This is a genomic window from Pseudomonas sp. HS6-2 (genome assembly GCF_049325675.2).
Classification (GTDB): domain Bacteria; phylum Pseudomonadota; class Gammaproteobacteria; order Pseudomonadales; family Pseudomonadaceae; genus Aquipseudomonas; species Aquipseudomonas putida_N.
Genome location: NZ_CM143906.1, coordinates 6,198,081 through 6,217,075, shown reverse-complemented (window position 1 = coordinate 6,217,075; position 18,995 = coordinate 6,198,081). Strand labels below are relative to the sequence as shown.

16 protein-coding genes are annotated in these 18,995 nt (G+C 61.6%); 8 read left to right on the top strand and 8 right to left on the bottom strand.

What is annotated here, in order from left to right:
• Nucleotides 1–119: 119 nt before the first annotated feature.
• A complete protein-coding gene (locus tag ACOKS3_RS29120; RefSeq protein ID WP_103448420.1) occupies nucleotides 120–1,880 on the top strand; it encodes a cation:proton antiporter in 1,761 nt (586 codons plus the stop codon).
• Between the two features lie 89 nt (nucleotides 1,881–1,969).
• On the opposite strand, the gene ACOKS3_RS29115 is transcribed toward ACOKS3_RS29120, so the two are convergent.
• The 3 genes from ACOKS3_RS29115 to uvrD all read right to left on the bottom strand — a co-directional run bounded on the left by ACOKS3_RS29115 (nucleotide 1,970) and on the right by uvrD (nucleotide 5,646).
• Nucleotides 1,970–2,377: an SMI1/KNR4 family protein gene (locus tag ACOKS3_RS29115; protein ID WP_103448421.1), complete on the bottom strand. Its 408-nt coding sequence runs from the start codon at nucleotides 2,375–2,377 to the stop codon at nucleotides 1,970–1,972.
• 114 nt (nucleotides 2,378–2,491) lie between these two features.
• The gene (locus ACOKS3_RS29110; RefSeq protein WP_103448422.1) at nucleotides 2,492–3,349 is read right to left on the bottom strand and encodes a Tim44 domain-containing protein; all 858 of its coding nucleotides are present in this window, start codon (nucleotides 3,347–3,349) and stop codon (nucleotides 2,492–2,494) included.
• Nucleotides 3,350–3,459: 110 nt separating this feature from the next.
• Nucleotides 3,460–5,646 (bottom strand): DNA helicase II, encoded by a 2,187-nt coding sequence (gene uvrD, locus ACOKS3_RS29105; RefSeq protein ID WP_103448423.1) that lies wholly within the window; start codon nucleotides 5,644–5,646, stop codon nucleotides 3,460–3,462.
• Nucleotides 5,647–6,013: 367 nt separating this feature from the next.
• On the opposite strand from uvrD, the gene ACOKS3_RS29100 reads away from it, so the two are divergent.
• The gene (locus tag ACOKS3_RS29100; RefSeq protein WP_374755327.1) at nucleotides 6,014–8,242 is read left to right on the top strand and encodes a putative bifunctional diguanylate cyclase/phosphodiesterase; all 2,229 of its coding nucleotides are present in this window, start codon (nucleotides 6,014–6,016) and stop codon (nucleotides 8,240–8,242) included.
• Between the two features lie 13 nt (nucleotides 8,243–8,255).
• Here ACOKS3_RS29100 and zwf read toward each other — a convergent pair whose 3' ends face one another.
• Nucleotides 8,256–9,698: a glucose-6-phosphate dehydrogenase gene (zwf, locus tag ACOKS3_RS29095; RefSeq protein ID WP_103448425.1), complete on the bottom strand. Its 1,443-nt coding sequence runs from the start codon at nucleotides 9,696–9,698 to the stop codon at nucleotides 8,256–8,258.
• A 103-nt stretch (nucleotides 9,699–9,801) separates the two neighbouring features.
• On the opposite strand from zwf, the gene hexR reads away from it, so the two are divergent.
• Both hexR and ACOKS3_RS29085 read left to right on the top strand, forming a co-directional pair.
• On the top strand, nucleotides 9,802–10,668 hold the full coding sequence (gene hexR, locus ACOKS3_RS29090; protein WP_103448426.1) for a transcriptional regulator HexR: 867 nt from the start codon (nucleotides 9,802–9,804) through the stop codon (nucleotides 10,666–10,668).
• Between the two features lie 131 nt (nucleotides 10,669–10,799).
• A complete protein-coding gene (locus tag ACOKS3_RS29085) occupies nucleotides 10,800–11,018 on the top strand; it encodes a PA3496 family putative envelope integrity protein (protein ID WP_103448427.1) in 219 nt (72 codons plus the stop codon).
• Here ACOKS3_RS29085 and ACOKS3_RS29080 read toward each other — a convergent pair.
• The gene (locus ACOKS3_RS29080; RefSeq protein WP_103448428.1) at nucleotides 10,960–11,922 is read right to left on the bottom strand and encodes a LysR family transcriptional regulator; all 963 of its coding nucleotides are present in this window, start codon (nucleotides 11,920–11,922) and stop codon (nucleotides 10,960–10,962) included. The genes ACOKS3_RS29085 and ACOKS3_RS29080 overlap by 59 nt on opposite strands.
• Before the next feature lie 189 nt (nucleotides 11,923–12,111).
• Here ACOKS3_RS29080 and ACOKS3_RS29075 point away from each other — a divergent pair, with 189 nt between their 5' ends.
• From ACOKS3_RS29075 to ACOKS3_RS29060, 4 genes are all read left to right on the top strand, one after another.
• Nucleotides 12,112–13,527 carry an acetyl-CoA carboxylase biotin carboxylase subunit gene (locus ACOKS3_RS29075; RefSeq protein ID WP_016489867.1) on the top strand — a complete coding sequence of 472 codons (1,416 nt, stop codon included), beginning with the start codon at nucleotides 12,112–12,114 and terminating at the stop codon, nucleotides 13,525–13,527.
• A gap of 11 nt (nucleotides 13,528–13,538) precedes the next feature.
• Entirely contained in the window at nucleotides 13,539–15,347 is a 1,809-nt protein-coding gene (gene oadA, locus ACOKS3_RS29070) for a sodium-extruding oxaloacetate decarboxylase subunit alpha (protein ID WP_103448429.1), read from the top strand.
• Nucleotides 15,348–15,563: 216 nt separating this feature from the next.
• Nucleotides 15,564–16,889 carry a type II toxin-antitoxin system HipA family toxin gene (locus ACOKS3_RS29065; protein WP_422763589.1) on the top strand — a complete coding sequence of 442 codons (1,326 nt, stop codon included), beginning with the start codon at nucleotides 15,564–15,566 and terminating at the stop codon, nucleotides 16,887–16,889.
• Nucleotides 16,886–17,164 (top strand): helix-turn-helix domain-containing protein, encoded by a 279-nt coding sequence (locus ACOKS3_RS29060; protein WP_103448431.1) that lies wholly within the window; start codon nucleotides 16,886–16,888, stop codon nucleotides 17,162–17,164. The genes ACOKS3_RS29065 and ACOKS3_RS29060 overlap by 4 nt, the downstream gene beginning before the upstream one ends.
• 50 nt (nucleotides 17,165–17,214) lie before the next feature.
• Here ACOKS3_RS29060 and ACOKS3_RS29055 read toward each other — a convergent pair whose 3' ends face one another.
• The 3 genes from ACOKS3_RS29055 to ACOKS3_RS29045 are packed head-to-tail and all read right to left on the bottom strand — an operon-like array spanning nucleotide 17,215 to nucleotide 18,980.
• Complete coding sequence (locus ACOKS3_RS29055) at nucleotides 17,215–17,886, bottom strand: GNAT family N-acetyltransferase (RefSeq protein ID WP_103448432.1); 672 nt, start codon at nucleotides 17,884–17,886, stop codon at nucleotides 17,215–17,217.
• 5 nt (nucleotides 17,887–17,891) lie between these two features.
• Entirely contained in the window at nucleotides 17,892–18,338 is a 447-nt protein-coding gene (locus tag ACOKS3_RS29050) for a GNAT family N-acetyltransferase (RefSeq protein WP_422763588.1), read from the bottom strand.
• Between the two features lie 12 nt (nucleotides 18,339–18,350).
• Entirely contained in the window at nucleotides 18,351–18,980 is a 630-nt protein-coding gene (locus ACOKS3_RS29045) for an FMN-binding negative transcriptional regulator (RefSeq protein WP_422763587.1), read from the bottom strand.
• Between the last annotated feature and the right edge of the window lie 15 nt (nucleotides 18,981–18,995).

The window sequence follows — 18,995 nt, the reverse complement described above, 5'->3', positions numbered from 1 at the left end:
CATGCAACGTGGGCGTTTCTGCATTCAATACAGTATGTACTTGCTGCTCGCTCAGCTTTGCCTTGGCAGAGGAGCGGTCTGCCCGGGCATCCAGCAAAGTCGAAAAGGAGTATCGCGCCATGCATGCCATCAGCTTCATCCAGGACCTGGCAGTGATCATGCTGGTCGCCGGTGTGGTGACGATCCTCTTTCATCGCCTCAAGCAGCCCGTGGTACTGGGCTACATCGTCGCCGGCTTCATCATCGGCCCGCATACGCCACCGTTCGGCCTCATCCACGATGAAGACACGATCAAGACCCTGGCCGAGCTGGGGGTCATTTTCCTGATGTTCTGCCTGGGCCTGGAGTTCAGCCTGCGCAAGCTGTTCAAAGTCGGCGCCACGGCATTCATTGCGGCATTCCTGGAAATCGTCCTGATGATCTGGATCGGGTTCGAGATTGGTCGCTGGTTTGGCTGGAACACCATGGACTCGCTGTTCCTTGGCGCGATCCTGGCGATTTCCTCGACCACCATCATCGTCAAGGCGCTGAACGACCTGAAGATGAAGAACGAGCGCTTCGCCCAGCTGATCTTTGGCGTGCTGATCGTCGAGGACATCCTCGGCATCGGCATCATCGCCTTGCTTTCAGGCATTGCCGTCAGTGGCACGGTCAGCTCCGGCGAGGTGTTTTCGACGATCGGCAAGTTGTCGTTGTTCATGATCGTCGCGCTGGTCATCGGCATTCTGCTGGTGCCCCGACTGTTGGCCTACGTGGCGAAATTCGAAAGCAACGAGATGTTGTTGATTACGGTGCTAGGCTTGTGCTTTGGCTTCTGCCTGTTGGTGGTCAAGCTGGAATACAGCATGGTGCTGGGGGCCTTCCTGATCGGTGCGATCATGGCCGAGTCGCGCCAGCTGCTGAAGATCGAACGCCTGATCGAGCCGGTGCGCGACCTGTTCAGCGCGATATTCTTCGTCGCCATCGGCCTGATGATCGACCCACAGGTGCTGATCGACTATGCCTGGCCGATCATGGTCATCACCGTGGCAGTGGTATTGGGCAAGATGCTGTCGTGCGGCATGGGCGCATTCATTGCCGGCAACGATGGGCGTACTTCGCTGCGGGTAGGCATGGGGCTTTCGCAGATTGGCGAATTCTCCTTCATCATCGCGGCCCTGGGAATGACCCTGCAAGTCACCAGCGACTTCCTCTACCCGGTGGCGGTGGCGGTTTCGGCCATTACCACGCTGCTGACGCCTTACCTGATCCGCGCCGCCGATCCGCTGTCACTGAAGCTCGGCAACGTCGTGCCACGGCGCTTGGCGCGAGTGCTGTCACTCTATGGAGAATGGTTGCGCAACATTCAGCCGCAAGGTGAAAGCGCCATGCTGGCGGCAATGATCCGGCGCATCCTGTTGCAGGTGGGCGTCAATCTGGCGCTGGTGATCGCGATCTTCTTCAGTGGCGGTTATTTCGCCGGGCGCATCGGCGATTGGCTCAATGAGTGGGTGACGGATGTCAGCCAGCAGAAGGCGCTGATCTGGGGCGCGGCGTTGCTGCTGTCGTTGCCGTTCCTGATTGCCGCTTATCGCAAGCTCAAGGCACTGTCGATGCTGCTGGCGGAGATGGGGGTGAAACCGGAAATGGCCGGGCGGCATACCCAGCGCGTGCGTCGCGTGGTTGCCGAGGTGATTCCGCTGCTGTCGCTGCTGGTGATCTTCCTGCTGCTGTCGGCGTTGTCGGCGAGCATCCTGCCGACCAGCGAGCTGTTGCTGGTGATCGCAGTCGTAGCGGCGGTGGTGGTGGCGTTGCTGTGGCGCTGGTTTATCCGCGTGCATTCGCGGATGCAGATTGCCTTGCTGGAGACGCTGGAGAACAGCCGCGATCATTCGCACTGAGGGGATGGAGCGGTAGCGATGTCGCCAGGCGCAAAAAGCCTGGCGATTTTAACTACCTTGATGGCACCAAGCCATTTTTCTTCTGTGTGTCAGCTTTCCAGCCACACGTCTCGTGCCCAATGCCACACCGATTCCCAATTGTCCTCGGCGGTAGCCTCTTCTTCCGCAACCCACAGCACCACGGTACCGTCTTCTTCGACGCAGTAGTAGTCGTCGCCGTCTTGGCACAGTGGAATCAAGTCGCGTGGCACGCCGGCATCCCAGGCATTGGCCGCGACATCGGGCAGGTATGTGTGCGATTGGGGATCAGTGACGGTTACCGGCTCCAGCGAACCGTACACGACATCGCTGACGGTCAGCAGAAACTCTTTGAACACGAACGGAATGTTGATGAACAGTTCTTCCTCGATCTCTACCAGTTGGTCTTCGTCGGGAAGCTCCAAGGGCACCGGCACGGGTTCATTGGCTTCACGAAGTTGTTCGATCACTTCTTCCACGGTTTACATCCTCTGACCTTGATGACAACGCTGCGCGTTATACCCTAGTAGCCTGCTTTGGCAAAAGCAAAAACCCCGGGACAGGCCCGGGGTTTTTTGTGCAACGTGCGGCGGTTAACCGTTTTGACGGATACCGGCGACCAGCCAAGGCTGGTTCTCGCCCTGGGCGCGAACCATGTGCCAGCTTTCGCTGAAGGCTTCGCCCTGGTCGAAGCGCGAGGTCTTCGACACGCCACGGAAGGTCAGGGTGGCGTCGGTGCGGTCGGCGCGATCGTCGACACCGTCCAGTTGCACATCGAGGTCATCGATGTAGGTCGACTGGAAGCCATCACCCAGGTCGGCACGCTCGCGCTTGAGGAACTCGAGCATCTGCGGAGTGACGAACTCGGCGATCTTGTCCATTTCGTTGGCATCCCAGTGCTGCTGCAGCGACTGGAAGTGGCTGCGGGCGGCGGCCAGGAAGCTCTGCTCGTTGAACCAGGCCGGTGCGTTGATCACCGGAGCGGCTGCAGCGGCAGGCGCGGCCGAACCACCGAAGATCGACGGCTGGGCAGGCTGCTGGCCATGGGCTTCACGCTGGAACGGCGCGTGGCCCGGAGCGGCCATTTGCGGCTGCTGCTGGCGACGGCGTGCGGCAATGAAGCGGAACACCAGGAAGGCGATCAGCGCCACGATCAGGAAGTCCATGATCTGGAAGCCTTCGAATCCGTCGCCCATGAACATGGACGCCAGCAGGCCACCGGCGGCGAGGCCGGCCAGTGGGCCCAGCCAGCGCGAAGCACCGCTGGCGGCGGCTGGGGCGCGACCTGGAGCGGTCGGCGCGGCGGCAGGCGTGGTTGGCGTAGCCTGGCGGGTCTGGTGGATAGGTGCGGCGCCCGAGCTCTTGCCGCCGCCAAAACGCTTGGCGTTGGCGTCCAGGCTCAGCGTCAGGCCGACGCAGAGCGCCAGTGCGATGCTAAGAAAACGTTGCATAAATGGGATTTCCCCTGTTGTGGATTGCACGCGCGCCATGGTGCACAGGTTCCTGTGCACATGACCAGCGACAAGATGTTTCCAGCTTTTGCCTGAATGTTTCGAGGCTTTTAGATAGCTTCGAGCTTGGCGTACCCCAGCATGAGCCATTTGCTGCCTTCGGCAAAGTTCACCTGCACTCGCGCCTGGGCACCGGAGCCCTCGAAGTTGAGGATCACCCCTTCGCCAAACACGGCGTGCTGCACGCGCTGGCCAAGGTTGAAGGCGGTCTGCGGAATATTGGCATTGGCAAACAGGTTGCTGCTCGTGCTCGTCGAACCGCCGAACGGTCGGCTGACACTGTTGGAAAGGCGTACTTCCTGAACCAGGCCGCTCGGAATCTCGCGTACGAATCGAGATACCTTGTTGTAGGTCTCGCTGCCATAGAGGCGGCGAGTCTCGGCATAGGTCATGATCAGCTGGCGCATGGCACGGGTAATGCCCACGTAGGCCAGGCGGCGTTCCTCTTCCAGGCGGCCGGGCTCTTCCAGGCTCATCTTGTGCGGGAACAGGCCTTCTTCCATGCCGACCAGGAACACGTAGGGGAATTCCAGACCCTTGGCGCTGTGCAAGGTCATCAGCTGGATGCTGTCTTCGTGCTCGTCCGCCTGGGCATCGCCGGCCTCCAGCGAGGCATGGCCAAGGAAGGCCGACAGCGGCGACAGGTCGGCGTCGTCTTCGCTGGTTTCGAAGTTGCGTGCGGCGCTGACCAGTTCCTCAAGGTTTTCTACCCGTGCCTGGCCCTTTTCACCCTTTTCTTCCTGGTGATAGATGATCAGGCCGGACTGCTCGATGGCCGTCTGGGTCATGGTGTGCAGCGGCATGTCCGCGACCTTGCTGGCCAGGCCCTCGATCAATTCGATAAAGGCACCCAGGGCAGAAGCAGCGCGGCCTTTCAACGCCTTGGCGGCCAGCAGCTGGCACATGGCTTCCCACATCGACAGCTGGCTGTGGCGGGCATGCTCGCGAATGGCCTCGACGGTCTTCTCGCCGATACCACGGGGTGGCACGTTGATCACCCGTTCCAATGCCGCATCGTTGCCGCGGCCTTCGATCAGCCGCAGGTAAGCCATGGCATTCTTGATTTCGGCGCGTTCGAAGAAGCGCTGGCCACCGTAGATGCGATAGGGGATGCGTTCGCGCAGCAGGGCTTCTTCCAGCACCCGCGATTGGGCGTTGGAGCGATACAGAATGGCGATATCGCTGCGCGCGTTGCCTTGCTTGATCAGGCTTTCGATAGTCTCGACCACATAGCGCGCTTCATCGTGTTCGTTGTAGGCGGCGTACAGCGTCAGCGGCTCGCCTTCGCCCATGTCGGTCCACAGTTCCTTGCCCAGGCGCCCGCTGTTGTTGGCGATCAGCGCGTTCGCGGCCTTGAGAATGCCGCCGGTGGAACGGTAGTTCTGCTCCAGGCGGATCATCTCGGCGTCGGGGAAGTCGGCCGTGTACTGGTGAATGTTCTCGATCTTGGCGCCGCGCCAGCCATAGATCGACTGGTCGTCGTCGCCCACCGCCATCAGGCTGCCACCGCTTTTGCCGGCCAGCAGGCGCAGCCAGGCGTACTGCACCGCGTTGGTGTCCTGGAACTCGTCCACCAGCAGGTGGCGGAAGCGCCGCTGGTAGTGTTCCAGCAGGCCGGGGTGGTCGCGCCAAAGGTCGAGGGCGCGCAGCAGTAATTCGGAGAAGTCGATGACCCCGGCGCGCTCGCAGGCTTGTTCATAGGCGCTGTAGACATCACGCATGGTCTGCAGGAACAGGTCACCGCTGGCCTGGATATGTTGCGGGCGCAGGCCCTCGTCCTTTTGCCCGTTGATGAACCACTGCGCTTGGCGCGCTGGCCACTTCTGCTCGTCCAGGCCGAGTTCACGCATGACGCGTTTGATCAGCCGCTGCTGGTCATCGCTGTCGAGGATCTGGAAGTTCTGCACCAAGCGTGCTTCCTGCCAGTGCGCCCTAAGCAGGCGGTGCGCCAGGCCGTGGAAGGTGCCCACCCACATGCCGGCCGGGTTGATACCCAGCAACTGCTCGATCCGCTGGCGCATCTCGGCGGCAGCCTTGTTGGTGAAGGTCACCGACAGGATCGAGTGCGGCGAGGCCTGCTCGACCTGGATCAGCCAGGCGATGCGGTGCACCAGCACGCGGGTTTTACCGGAACCGGCGCCAGCAAGCACCAGCTGACGCCCAAGCGTGGCCGCGACGGCCTGGCGTTGGGCATCGTTGAGGGAATTCAGCAGGAGGGAGAGGTCATCTGTGTGCATCCGGCCATTCTAGGGGCAGGCCGGGCAACGGGCAAACGTCTACTGTATAAATATTCACCTCTTGGGCAGTCGCTCATCGGGTTCTGGTCGCCGCAACATTTCAGCTATACCAAATGTCTGAACCGCATGAATGGGAGAAGGATGCCCGACAGCAGTTTGGCCAAGTCTGCCGTTTGTGTAAGATCGCAGCTCGTTTAGTGCCAAACATAACAAGAACACTACAAGAACCAGCGCTATGACCCAGGACTGCACGGCGATCGACGTATCGCTGGAGATGACAAGGAACGTGCGCAGGCAGTTCGCCACTCAGCTCTCTGTCGAGCGAACCCGTCTGCTGTATCAAGGCTCACTGTTACCCACATTGTTCATGCTGCTCAATGGCTTGCTGTGCGCCTGGTTGTTGTGGAACCCTGGGCGTTACCTGCTGGTGGGCGCGTGGCTGGTGTGGGTGCTCGCGCTGGTGGCCCTGCGGGTGATCCAGGTGGCGGCGTTCGACGCAGCCACGGCGCAACGCCAGGCCAACCCCGGCTGGCGCCGCATGTTTCTGTTCGGTTCGGCGTTCAGCGGCTTGACCTTGGCTTGTGCCGCGATCGCGCTGGTGCCGGAAGACAATTTCTTGCAGCAGGCCTGGGTATTCGGGCTGCTGGGGATGGCCACCTTGAGCGCGAGCATTGCCTATGCAGTGAGCCTGCCGGCTTTCCTCAGTTTTGCCTTGCCCTGCCTGTTGCCCCCCATCCTGTTCCTGTTCCACTTCGAGGCGGGGCAGCAGCGCGGTTGGGGCTGGCTCGGCCTGATCCTGCTGGCAGCGCTGCTGGTAGTGGCCTGGCAGGTCAACCGGCTGCTCGACCGCAGCCTGCTGCGGCGTTTCCAGAATCAGGCGTTGAACCAGGACCTGCAACGGGTTTCGGCGCAGAAGGTGCTCGAAGAGCAGCAGCGCCTTGCTGCCACGGTGTTCGAGGCCTGCAATGAGGGTGTGGCGATTCTCAGTGCCGATTTCGTGGTGCTGGCAGTGAATCAGGCTTACTGCCAGATGACTGGCTACAACCGCTCCGAGCTACTGGCGCGCGAACTGTTCGACCTGCCATGCCACAGCGATGCGCGCCGGCACAGCCAGGCCATCGAGTCGGCGCTGGCGCAGCAAGGCGGCTGGCAGGGCGAGCTGGTAGAGGCCCGCAAGCATGGCGAGTTGCACCCGCAAAGGTTGCAGCTGACGGCTGTGCGCGACCCTCAAGGCCATTTGAGCCAGGTAGTCGGCTTCTTCACCGACCTGTCTGCCCGTCGGGCATCCGAGGAGCGCCTGCGCTACCTGGCGCACTACGATGAACTGAGCGGGTTGGCCAACCGCACACTGTTCCGGCTGCGCCTGCAGGAAGCCGCGCAACGTGTGCGCAGCAACGGCCGAAGCCTGGCCCTGCTGCATGTCGATCTGGACCGTTTCAAGCTGCTCAATGAAAGCCTGGGCCATGAACTGGCCGATCAGCTGATTCACAAGATTGCCCGGCGCATTGTCAGCACCGTTCCCGAGGCAGATACCGTGGCGCGGCTTTCCGGCGATGAGTTTGCCGTGCTGTTCGATGGTTATAGCAACCTGTCGAGCCTGGTGCGGGTCACCACCCGCTTGTTGAACAAGTTGCGCAAGCCGCAGCGGCTCGATGGGCATGAGGTCGTGGTCAGCGCTTCGGTGGGCATCAGTGTGTTGTCCGACGCCACGCTCGATGCCGATGCCCTGATCAGCCAGGCCGACATGGCCAAGCAACATGCCAAGCATCTGGGGGGAGACAACTTCCAGTTCTATACCGAGAGCCTGCGCGCCAGCACGCTCGAGCGCCTGCAGCTGGAGAACCAATTACGCAAGGCCATCGAAGAAGAACAACTGATGGTCTATTACCAGCCCAAGCTGTGCCTGCTCAGTGGGCACTTGCATGCCGCCGAGGCACTGGTGCGCTGGCAGCATCCACAGTGGGGCATGGTGCCGCCGGGAGAATTCATTGGCCTGGCGGAAGAAACCGGGCTGATCGCCCCTATCGGTGAGTTCGTGCTCCGCCATGCCTGCAGGCAGGCGCGCGAATGGCTGCAGGAAGGGCTGGAGGTGCGGGTTTCGGTCAACCTGTCGGTCTACCAATTGCGCCAGGGCAAGCTGGTCAGCCTGGTGCGTCAGGTGCTGGAGGAAACCGGGCTCGCGCCTCATCAGCTGGAGCTGGAACTGACCGAAAGCCAGCTGCTGGACAGTGTCGAACACATCATCTCGACCTTCGAGCAACTGCACGCACTGGGGGTGAAACTGGCCATAGACGATTTTGGCACCGGCTATTCGTCATTGAGCTACCTCAAGCGCCTGCCGGTGGACTACGTGAAGATCGACCAGGCATTCATCCGTGGCTTGCACGAGGGTAGTCAGGATGCGGCCATTACCCGGGCGATCATCGCCCTGTCCAGAAGCCTGGGCCTGAAGGTGGTGGCGGAAGGGGTGGAAACGGCCGAACAGTTGGCGTTCCTGCGTGAACAGGAATGTGACGAGGCCCAGGGCTACCTGATCAGCAGGCCCGTCCCGGAGCCTGAGTTCAGGCAGATGATTGCCCGCCCGTGGGGGCATTGAGCGCACCTTTCACTCAGCCATGCCAGTGCCTGCCATGCCTGGCCAGCAGGCTGTTGGCCTGTTCCGGGCCGTTGTTGCCGGCTGCATAGTGGCGGGGCGCCTGGAAGTGTTCTTCCCAACCCTCGATGATCGGGTCGATCCAGGCCCAGGCGGCCTCCACTTCGTCACGGCGCATGAACAGCGTCGAATCGCCCTCCAGGATGTCCAGCAGCAGACGTTCATAGGCGTCCCAGCGGCGCGTCTGGCCAAATACCTGGGCAAGGTTGAGATCCAGATCGACGGGCTCCAGGCGCATGCCCTTGCCGGGACTCTTGGTCATCATGCGCAGGCTGATGCGCTCCTCGGGCTGCAACTGGATCAGCAACTGGTTGACTTGGCCACCGCTGAACAGCTCGTGGGGCACCGGTTTGAACTGGATGACGATTTGCGATGAGCGCCGGGCCATGCGCTTGCCGGTCCGCAGGTAGAAGGGCACGCCGGCCCAGCGCCAGTTGTCAATGTGGGCGTGCACGGCGACGAAGGTTTCAGTGTCGGTGTCGTTGTCGACGTCCTTCTCGAAGTAGTAGGCCGGCACTTCCTGGCCGCCGATGTGGCCGGCGCCGTACTGGCCACGCACGGTCTTGTCCTGCACATCCTGGCCGGTAATGGGCTTGAGGGCGCGCAGGATCTTCACTTTCTCGTCGCGTACGGCTTCGGCCTCGAACTGCGCGGGCGGCTCCATGGCCACCAGGCACAGCAGCTGCAGCAGGTGATTCTGCAGCATGTCGCGGGTCGCCCCGGCGCGGTCGTAGTAACCGCCGCGGTTTTCCACACCGAGGGTCTCGCAGACGCTGATCTGCACATGGTCGACCTGGCCGTTGCGCCACACCGGTTCCAGCAGGGCATTGGCGAAGCGCAGGGCCATCAGGTTCTGCACGGTTTCCTTGCCGAGGTAGTGGTCGATGCGAAACACCTGCGATTCGTCGAACACCGCGCCGATCGCTTCGTTGATGGCGGTGGCAGATGCCAGCGAGTGGCCGATCGGCTTCTCCAGCACGATGCGCGCTTCGCTGTCGGCCAGCCCGGCAATCCGCAAATGGTTGGCGATCGGGACGAAGAGGTTGGGCGCAGTGGCCAGGTAGTAGATGCGGGTCAGCCCTCCAGGCTCGCCGAGGTAGCGCGCCAGGCGGCCGAAATCGGCGCTTTGCGCGGCATCCATCGGGAAGTAGTCGAGACGTGCGGAAAAGCGTTGCCACACATCTTCATCGAAATCGTGGCGGGCGATCTGCGCCCGGCAATGGCGCTCGGCGAGCTTGAGGTATTCGTCACGGCTTATGTGGCGGCGGGCGAGGGCAATGATGCGCACCGCGTTGTTCAGGCGTGCCTCGCGATACAGGTGATAGAGCGCCGGCAGCAGTTTGTGCAGGGCCAGGTCACCGGTACCACCGAACACCAGAATGTCGCAAGGAATAGTCAAACCACCACTCTCCACGTTCGTTTAACTGGGCGGGTTGGCGTCCATGTAGTATAACTACAAGAAAGCTACATCCCGGCCAGCCGATCATAACCGAGTCCAGCCCGTGAATCTGTTGCAACATATCGCCCAATCGCGCCACCTGCTGCGCAAATCGGAACTCAAAGTGGCCGACCACGTGCTGCTAGACCCGGCTGCCGTGATGCACAGCTCCATGGCTGACCTGGCGCACAGCGTGGGTATCAGCGAGCCGACCATTGTGCGTTTCTGCCGGGCGATCGGCTGTTCAGGCTTCCAGGATCTCAAGCTCAAGCTGGCGCAGAGCCTGGCGGCCGGTGCCAGTTTCGGCCAGTTCGCGATTCATGAAGACGACTCGGTTGCCGACTACAGCCTGAAGATTTTCGACACTACCCTGCACACGCTGATGGAAGTGCGTGAGCACCTGGACCCGCAGGCTCTGCAACAGGCCGTGACTGCCATGGCTCAGGCTCAACGCGTGGAGTTCTATGGCTTTGGCGCATCCGGTGCGGTAGCGGCCGATGCCCAGCACAAGTTCTTCCGCCTGCTGCTCAGCGCCGCGGCCTACTCCGACCCGCACATGCAGGCCATGTCGGCGGTGACGCTGAAGCCGGGTGACGTGGCGGTGTGCATTTCCCAGTCCGGACGCTCCAAGGACCTGCTGATCACCGCCAACCTGGTGCGTGAAAGCGGCGCCAACCTGATCACCCTGTGTCCGAGCGCGACGCCGCTGGCGGAGCTGTCGACGGTCAATCTGGCGATCGACGTGCATGAAGACACCGAGATCTACACCCCGCTGACCTCGCGTATCGCTCACCTGGTGGTGATCGACGTGCTGGCCATGGGCGTGGCCATGGCCCGTGGGCCGAGCCTGGTCAATCACCTCAAGAGCGTGAAGCGCAGCTTGCGCAGCCTGCGGTTGTCGCCCAAGTCGATCAAGGCTACCGACGACTGAATCTTTCTCCTGTTCAGGCTTCTTCGCGGGACAGGAAAAGCAGATTTCACGGTTTTGTCACCATTCCACAGCTAAACCGTAAACCCTCAAGGCCAGTCTGAAACTCCCGCATCCTATCTGGGAGACAGGCAATGGCTCGTGACTTCGACGGTACGTACCAACCCAGCGCCAAGGCTCGCAAGCAGCAGGAAAAGGATCAGCGCCGCATGGAGTACCGCCGCGCGATCGAGAGCTATTGCGACCAGCGCCAACTGCTCCGCGATCTGGCCGACTACCCCGAACTGCAAGCACTCACGGTGTGGCAGGCATCGGCGGCAACTTCCCCGAAAAACGCTCAACCAGCGCGCTGATCAGCGCTCGTTCGCTGCGGATGAACGCCAGAAAGGCCAAGGCCACCGGCGATTGTCGCTTGGCCTTGGCCTGCACCACGCACCAGCTGCGGTACAGCGGCAGCTCGTCTACCGGCAGCTCCCTGAGCACCCCCGTGGCCAGCTCCAGGTTCACGGCATGGCGGGTCAACAGGGCAATACCCAGGCCGGCGATCACGCATTCTCGCTGGGCATCGGCCGAAGCGACCTCCAGCGTCTGGGTAAAGTGCACGCGTTTGTCCTTGAAGTACTCCTCGCAGGCCTTGCGCGTGCCCGAACCCTGCTCGCGAACCAGCAAGGTATGAGGCTCCAGGTCCTGCAGGCGCAGGTGTTCGAGCTTGTACAGTGGGTGCTGCGGTGGTGCCACGGCAATGATCGGGTTGTTCAGAAACGGCAGAAATTCCAGGCCCATGTCCTGCGGCACCATCGACATGATGATCAGGTCATCGCGATTGTCGGAGAGCCGACGGATCGCCTGGGCCCGGTTGACTACCGTGAGGGTCAGGTTGACCTCCGGGTGACGCTGCTTGAAGGCGGCGAACAGGTGTGGCACGAAGTACTTGGCACTGGACTCGATCGCCAGTTTAAGCTGCCCCTGCAGTGAGCCCTGCATGTCCGACAGCTGCATGTCCAGGCTCTCCAGGCGCCCGAAGATGTCGTGGCTGGCGCGCTGCAGCGCTTCGGCCGCTTCGGTCAGGTAGAGCTTCTTGCCGACGTACTCGAACAGTGGCTGGCCGATCAGCTCTTCGAGCTGACGGATCTGTAGACTAACGGCGGGTTGCGTCAGTGCCATCTCCTCCGCAGCCCGGCTGTACGAACGCAAATCGCACACCTCGTTGAAGATCTGCAATTGACGCAATGTCATACGCATCAAGGACTTACGCATTTTTGTCGGCTCATCGGCAATACCTTGTTACCGAACTATAAGCTTTTGCTAATACAGCCCCTAACAAATATTGATTTTTGTTTATCGACCTTCAGCGCTAGGGTGAATATGCGACTGGCCAGCAACCTCTGGTCACGCGCCGACCGGTAGAACCGGATCGTCAGTTCCTACGGCTTTGGGAAGACTCCAGTGATAAAAAAAATCCTGATCGCCAACCGGGGTGAAATCGCAGTTCGGATCGTGCGTGCCTGCGCCGAGATGGGTATTCGCTCTGTCGCGATCTATTCCGATGCCGACCGTCACGCCTTGCACGTCAAGCGCGCCGACGAGGCCCACAGCATTGGTGCCGAGCCACTGGCCGGTTACCTGAACCCGCGCAAGCTGGTCAACCTTGCTGTGGAAACCGGCTGTGATGCCTTGCACCCGGGTTACGGTTTCCTGTCGGAAAACGCCGAACTGGCAGAGATCTGCGCCGAACGCGGGATCAAGTTCATCGGCCCGGCCGCCGACGTCATCCGCCGCATGGGCGACAAGACCGAAGCGCGCCGCACCATGATCGCAGCCGGTGTGCCGGTAACCCCGGGCACCGAAGGCAACGTTGCCGACATTCACGAAGCCCTGAGCGAAGGCGAGCGCATCGGTTACCCGGTGATGCTCAAAGCGACTTCCGGTGGTGGTGGCCGTGGTATTCGCCGCTGCAACAGCCGTGAAGAGCTGGAACAGAACTTCCCGCGGGTCATTTCCGAGGCCACCAAGGCCTTCGGTTCGGCCGAAGTGTTCCTGGAAAAGTGCATCGTCAACCCCAAGCACATCGAGGCGCAGATCCTCGGTGACAGCTTCGGCAACGTCGTGCACCTGTTCGAGCGAGACTGCTCGATCCAGCGCCGCAACCAGAAGCTCATCGAAATCGCCCCGAGTCCACAGCTCACCCCCGAGCAGCGCGCCTACATCGGCGACCTGGCGGTGCGTGCGGCCAAGGCGGTGAACTACGAGAACGCCGGTACCGTGGAGTTCCTGCTCGCCGATGGCGAGGTGTACTTCATGGAGATGAACACCCGGGTGCAGGTGGAACACACCATCACCGAGGAAATCACCGGGATCGACATCGTCCGCGAGCAGATCCGCATCGCATCGGGCCTGCCGCTGTCGGTGAAACAGGAAGACATCCAGCACCGTGGCTACGCGTTGCAGTTCCGCATCAACGCCGAAGACCCGAAGAACAACTTCCTGCCCAGCTTCGGCAAGATCACCCGTTACTACGCCCCCGGCGGCCCGGGCGTGCGCACCGACACGGCGATCTACACCGGCTACACCATTCCGCCGTTCTACGACTCCATGTGCCTGAAGCTGGTGGTCTGGGCGTTGACCTGGGAAGAAGCCATGGACCGCGGCCTGCGGGCCCTGGACGACATGCGCGTGCAAGGGGTGAAGACCACTGCCGCGTATTACCAGGAAATCCTGCGCAATCCGGAATTCCGTAGCGGCCAGTTCAATACCAGCTTCGTCGAAAGCCACCCGGAACTGACCAACTACTCGATCAAGCGCAAACCCGAAGAGCTGGCCCTGGCCATCGCCGCCGCCATCGCCGCCCACGCAGGCCTGTGAGGAACCCCATAATGTCCAAGAAAATTCACGTAACCGACACGATCCTGCGCGACGCCCACCAGTCCCTGCTGGCTACCCGCATGCGCACCGAAGACATGCTGCCGATCTGCGACAAGCTCGACAAGGTCGGCTACTGGTCGCTGGAAGTCTGGGGTGGCGCCACCTTCGACGCCTGCGTGCGTTTCCTCAAGGAAGACCCGTGGGAGCGCCTGCGCAAACTGCGTGCGGCCCTGCCGAACACCCGTCTGCAAATGCTGCTGCGCGGCCAGAACCTGCTGGGCTACCGCCATTACAGCGACGACGTGGTCAAGGCCTTCGTCGCCAAGGCTGCGGTCAACGGCATCGACGTGTTCCGCATCTTCGACGCCATGAACGACGTGCGTAACCTGCGTGTTGCCATCGAAGCAGTGAAAGCTGCCGGCAAACACGCCCAGGGCACCATCGCTTACACCGTCAGCCCCGTGCACACCATCGACGCCTTCGTCGCCCAGGCCAAGCAGATGGAAGCCATGGGCTGCGACTCGATTGCGATCAAGGACATGGCCGGCCTGCTGACGCCGTTCGCCACTGGCGAGCTGGTCCGGGCGCTGAAGGCCGAGCAGTCGCTGCCGGTGTTCATCCATTCCCATGACACCGCCGGCCTGGCCGCCATGTGCCAGCTCAAGGCCGTGGAAAACGGTGCTGACCACATCGATACCGCGATCTCCAGCTTCGCCTGGGGCACCAGCCACCCGGGTACCGAGTCGATGGTCGCTGCGCTCAAGGGCAGCGAGTTCGACACCGGCCTGGACCTGGAGCTGCTGCAGGAGATCGGCCTGTACTTCTACGCCGTGCGCAAGAAGTACCACCAGTTCGAGAGCGAGTTCACCGCCGTGGACACCCGCGTGCAGGTCAACCAAGTCCCGGGCGGGATGATTTCCAACTTGGCCAACCAGCTCAAGGAGCAGGGCGCGCTGAGCCGCATGAACGAAGTGCTGGCAGAGATCCCACGCGTGCGTGAAGACCTCGGCTTCCCGCCGCTGGTTACCCCGACCTCGCAGATCGTCGGTACCCAGGCGTTCTTCAACGTGTTGGCCGGTGAGCGCTACAAGACCATCACCAACGAAGTGAAGCTGTACCTGCAAGGTGGTTACGGCAAGGCGCCGGGTGTGATCAACGAGCAGCTGCGCCGCCAGGCCATTGGTAACGAAGAAGTGATCGACGTGCGCCCGGCTGACCTGCTCAAGCCAGAGATGACCAAGCTGCGTGGCGACATCGGCGCCCTGGCCCGTTGCGAAGAAGACGTGCTGACCTTCGCCATGTTCCCGGACATTGGCCGCAAGTTCCTCGAAGAACGCGAAGCCGGCACCCTTACTCCAGAAGCCCTGCTGCCGATTCCCGAGGCCGGTGCAGTGGCGTCCCATGGCGGTGAAGGTGTACCGACCGAGTTCGTCATCGACGTGCACGGTGAAACCTACCGCGTCGACATCACCGGTGTGGGTGTCAAGGCCGAAGGCAAGCGTCACTTCTACCTGTCGATCGATGGCATGCCGGAAGAAGTGGTGTTCGAGCCGCTCAACGAATTCGTCGGCGGCGGTGGCAGCAAGCGCAAGCAGGCCAGCGCACCGGGCCATGTCAGCACCACCATGCCAGGCAACATCGTCGATGTGCTGGTCAAGGAAGGCGACGTGGTCAAGGCCGGCCAGGCCGTGCTGATCACCGAAGCGATGAAGATGGAGACCGAAGTGCAGGCGGCCATCGCCGGCAAAGTCGTGGCCATCCACGTGGCCAAGGGCGATCGCGTGACGCCGGGCGAGATCCTGATCGAGATCGAGGGCTGAGATAAGCCCTCATCTACAAGCGGTTAACCTCTGGGGAGCGGATGCTCCCCTTTTTTTAATTGTATTTAGTGCATTTTATTGCAGATAATGCGAAGACATACTCCGTTTATCTGCACTAAAATGCAGAAATACATGGGAGACTGATGAGGATCTGCACTATGCTGCAGATAGATCATCTGAAGTGATCGACAACATGCAGTAAATTGCAGGTGACCCATGTTCAGACTCACGCTCCAACTCCATGACAAAGGTCGGTGGCATGATGCTGTTGCCATCGCTTTTGCCGAGCCCGAAAAGAGCCTCTCCAGTCCCTGCGATTTTGGATATACATCCGAGTACGTCAAAACCAATCTGGATGCCTATGATAGCCTGTTCTGCCAGGCCGCAAGCGCCAGGCTGCCGGTGGACTTCGGCTCCCATCGTCTGCAGCACGCTCCCGCATTCCTTTACGACATCGCGCCCGCAGGGGCCGCGAAGCGCTTTCTCCTCAGGCATATTGGCCGGGAGAAACCGGAAGGCATGGGTGAGGACCTGTTTTTGCTCGGGCGCTCCACCCCGGCCCCAGTTGGCAATCTGCGCATCAAGGAGTCGGTCGAGCTACTGGACCTTGCGGACCCCATCGGGTTTTCCCGCCAAGACGTCATCACTCGCGATCAACGTTTTCTCGAATACGCCTATGAGCAAGGCGCGGCCATTGGGGGCGCGACAGGCGCCGGCGGCGAGGCGCCAAAGCTGTTGATGACCGAAGGTGAGAACGGCCAGTTGTATCCAGACGCGGTGCTAGCGGATGAACGTGCCCGACGACATTGGTTCATCAAGTTCGCCCGCAATCAGGCCCTGGCCGATGATCAGGACATCCTGCGGACCGAGTATCTCTACTATAAGGCGTTGCAGCAGCTTGGCATCGACACGGTGGCCAGTGAGCACATGGCGCTGGAAGAAGGCAGAAAGCCCAGCCTGTGGATGGAACGCTTCGATCGTCAGGTTTGCGCTCAGGGTGTGCAGCGCTTTGCCGTGGAGTCGGTGTATTCGCTGTGTGGGGTTACCGAGCCAGGTAGCCGGATGGGGCACCGCGAGGTAATCAAGGCGCTCGCCGGGCTGTGGAAGATGGCCGGACAAGGCAAAGAGGTGCCTGACCTGATTGCGGATTATCTGCGACGCGATCTGATCAACAAGATCCTGGGTAACGCCGATAACCACGGGCGCAATACGGCGATCATTCGTACCCGCGACACGGTGCGTCTCGCACCTATCTATGACCTTGCGCCGATGGTGATGGATCAGGAAGGGATAACACGAACCACCAAGTGGCCTGCTTCGATCGAACGAGCAGGCGAAATCGATTGGCAGGCGGCCTGTGATGCGCTGGCTGAATTCGTTGATCCGGGCGAGGCTTATCAACGTCTACGGCAGGATGCCCAGCATCTGTTGGCATTGCCGGATATCTTGTCCGGTCTTGGGCTCCCCGATGCAGTGATGAATCACCCGGCGATTGCGCTGGGCAAGCTTGAGCGCCGAATGGCGGAGTGGGGGTTGGCATGACAGTTTCCATCGATGCACGCGGGCTGATGATCGACGGCGTGCGCGAAGGTATTGCCGAAGGCAGCCTTGAACTGGGGGCTGCCGTGCGACGGCTCCGTATGGAGGTGGCGAAGATGCAGCAGACCCAGTTTGCGCGGATGTGCAAGATTTCCGTGCGTACGCTCATTCAGATTGAGCAGGGGGATGGTAATCCCACGCTCAAGTCGTTAAACGCCGTATTTAAGCCATTTGGTTTGCAGATGGGTGTCGTCAGGCGCGTGAGCCAGATCAGGTAATCCTCTCAGGCCGATCACAGGCCCGCTGGTCCGTGATCGATCTCGACGAATCAGCCTCTGCGGCAGTCTTCAAGTGTTCGTGCCTGGCCTTCTGGCTTCTGATTCTCTGCGCTCAACCACCGCTCGAACCCGGCCGCCACCTGTGGCCACTCATCATCGGTAATCGAATACCACGCCGTATCCCGATTGTGGTCCTTCACTACCAGGTGCTTGCGGAACACGCCTTCAAAAGTGAAGCCGAACCGCTCCGCTGCGCGCTTGGAGCGGGCGTTGGCGTTGTTGCACTTCCACTCCAGGCGGCGGTTGCCCAGCTCGAAGCCCAGCTTGCCCAACAGGTAGACAGCCTCGGTACTCTTGGGGGTGCGTTGCATCGGTGCGCCGAAGGCGACGTGGCCGATCTCGATACGGCCGTGGTCGGGCACGATAGACATCAGGGTGAGCACGCCCTGAGCCTGGCCATTGGTGCGATCGACCACGGTGTAGTACAGCGGATCGTGGCTGGCGGCGTTACCTTGCAGCCAGCGGTCGAAGGCCGCACGCTCAGTGAACGGGCCATAGGGCAGGTAGTCCCACAGCACCGGGTCGGAGTCCGGGCCTTGCAGGGCGAGCCAGAGGTCGTCGCCGTGGCGCGCCGGGTCGAGTTTCTCGAGGCGGATGAAGCGGCCGTCGATGGGCTCGGCCTTGGGCGATGCAGCAGGTTTCCAGTTCAGTGTGTCAGTCATGTGGCCTACAACCCTTTGCGGAATTGGATGAAGCTCGGGCGCTCGGCAACCTGCTCGTACAGGCTGATGGCGGTGGCATTGGTTTCGTGGGTCAGCCAGTGCACCTTGATGCAGCCGGCGGCCTTGGCCGTGGCGTACACGTGTTCGATCAGCTGGCGGCCGATGCCCAGGCCCCGCTGGCTGCTGTCGACGTAGAGATCCTGCAGGTAGCAGGAGTTCTCGATGCTCCAGTTGGAACGATGGTAGATGAAGTTGACCATGCCCACTGCCTTGCCATCGACCCAGGCAAGGGTCGAATGGGTTGGCTCGTTAGGGTCGAGCAGGCGTTGCCAGGTACTGAGGCTTACTTCCTCTGCCAGCTCGGTCTGGTAGAAGCGCAGGTAGGCTTGCCACAGGGCGAGCCAGGCGGCGTGGTCTTGGGCGCTGACAGGGCGCAGGGTAACGCTGGGCATGGGGCTTTTCCTTCAGAGTTGGCGCATGTGCGCCGCAAGTTGGTTATCCAGGTAATCCGGGCTGGCGCCCAGGCCATCACGCACCCCAGCGATATCTTCGGCCGTGCGGTTCTGGCTGAGCTTGCGCGCGCCCTGCAGACGGGCGATGGGCAGGCGGATGCCGACGATGGCGCGGAGCATGCCGTCGAGGTAGTCGGCGGGGGCATCGGCGACTTTCCAGGGCGCGCTGCGGCCCTGTTCGTGGCGGTCGGTCAGGCGGCTGACGATCTGCAGCAGTGGCGCGGCGTCGTGGATCACTTTGGCCGTGCCGTAGGCGTGCACGGCAAGGTAGTTCCAGGTCGGTACCACCTTGGGGGTTTCGGCCTTGCTCGGGTAATAGCTGGGGCTGACGTAGGCGTCGGCACCCGGGAACACCAGCAGTGCTTCGGCACCTTGCTCCAGGTCCTGCCATTGGCGGTTAGCCCGCGCCAGGTGGGCATAGACGGTGCCGAACTCGCCCTCTTGGGTGTCGAGCAACACCGGCAGGTGCGTGGCCAGCAAGCCCTGTTCACCGTGGCTGACCAACACGGCCAGACGGGTTTCGCGCATGTGCTGGTGCAAGCGCTCAAGGTCATGTTCCTGGTGGGGTTTGCTGTTGTACATGCGGGGGTCCTTGTC

Excerpts from the sequence above, each read along its gene's own strand:
- ACOKS3_RS29050 (WP_422763588.1), bottom strand. The coding sequence starts at position 18,338 with ATGCCCAGCGTTACCCTGCGCCCTGTCAGCGCCCAAGACCACGCCGCC.
- ACOKS3_RS29045 (WP_422763587.1), bottom strand. The coding sequence starts at position 18,980 with ATGTACAACAGCAAACCCCACCAGGAACATGACCTTGAGCGCTTGCAC.
- ACOKS3_RS29120 (WP_103448420.1), top strand. The coding sequence starts at position 120 with ATGCATGCCATCAGCTTCATCCAGGACCTGGCAGTGATCATGCTGGTC.
- ACOKS3_RS29085 (WP_103448427.1), top strand. The coding sequence starts at position 10,800 with ATGGCTCGTGACTTCGACGGTACGTACCAACCCAGCGCCAAGGCTCGC.
- ACOKS3_RS29060 (WP_103448431.1), top strand. The coding sequence starts at position 16,886 with ATGACAGTTTCCATCGATGCACGCGGGCTGATGATCGACGGCGTGCGC.
- ACOKS3_RS29100 (WP_374755327.1), top strand. The coding sequence starts at position 6,014 with ATGCTGCTCAATGGCTTGCTGTGCGCCTGGTTGTTGTGGAACCCTGGG.
- ACOKS3_RS29055 (WP_103448432.1), bottom strand. The coding sequence starts at position 17,886 with ATGACTGACACACTGAACTGGAAACCTGCTGCATCGCCCAAGGCCGAG.
- ACOKS3_RS29110 (WP_103448422.1), bottom strand. The coding sequence starts at position 3,349 with ATGCAACGTTTTCTTAGCATCGCACTGGCGCTCTGCGTCGGCCTGACG.
- ACOKS3_RS29080 (WP_103448428.1), bottom strand. The coding sequence starts at position 11,922 with ATGCGTAAGTCCTTGATGCGTATGACATTGCGTCAATTGCAGATCTTC.
- ACOKS3_RS29065 (WP_422763589.1), top strand. The coding sequence starts at position 15,564 with ATGTTCAGACTCACGCTCCAACTCCATGACAAAGGTCGGTGGCATGAT.
- oadA (WP_103448429.1), top strand. The coding sequence starts at position 13,539 with ATGTCCAAGAAAATTCACGTAACCGACACGATCCTGCGCGACGCCCAC.
- uvrD (WP_103448423.1), bottom strand. The coding sequence starts at position 5,646 with ATGCACACAGATGACCTCTCCCTCCTGCTGAATTCCCTCAACGATGCC.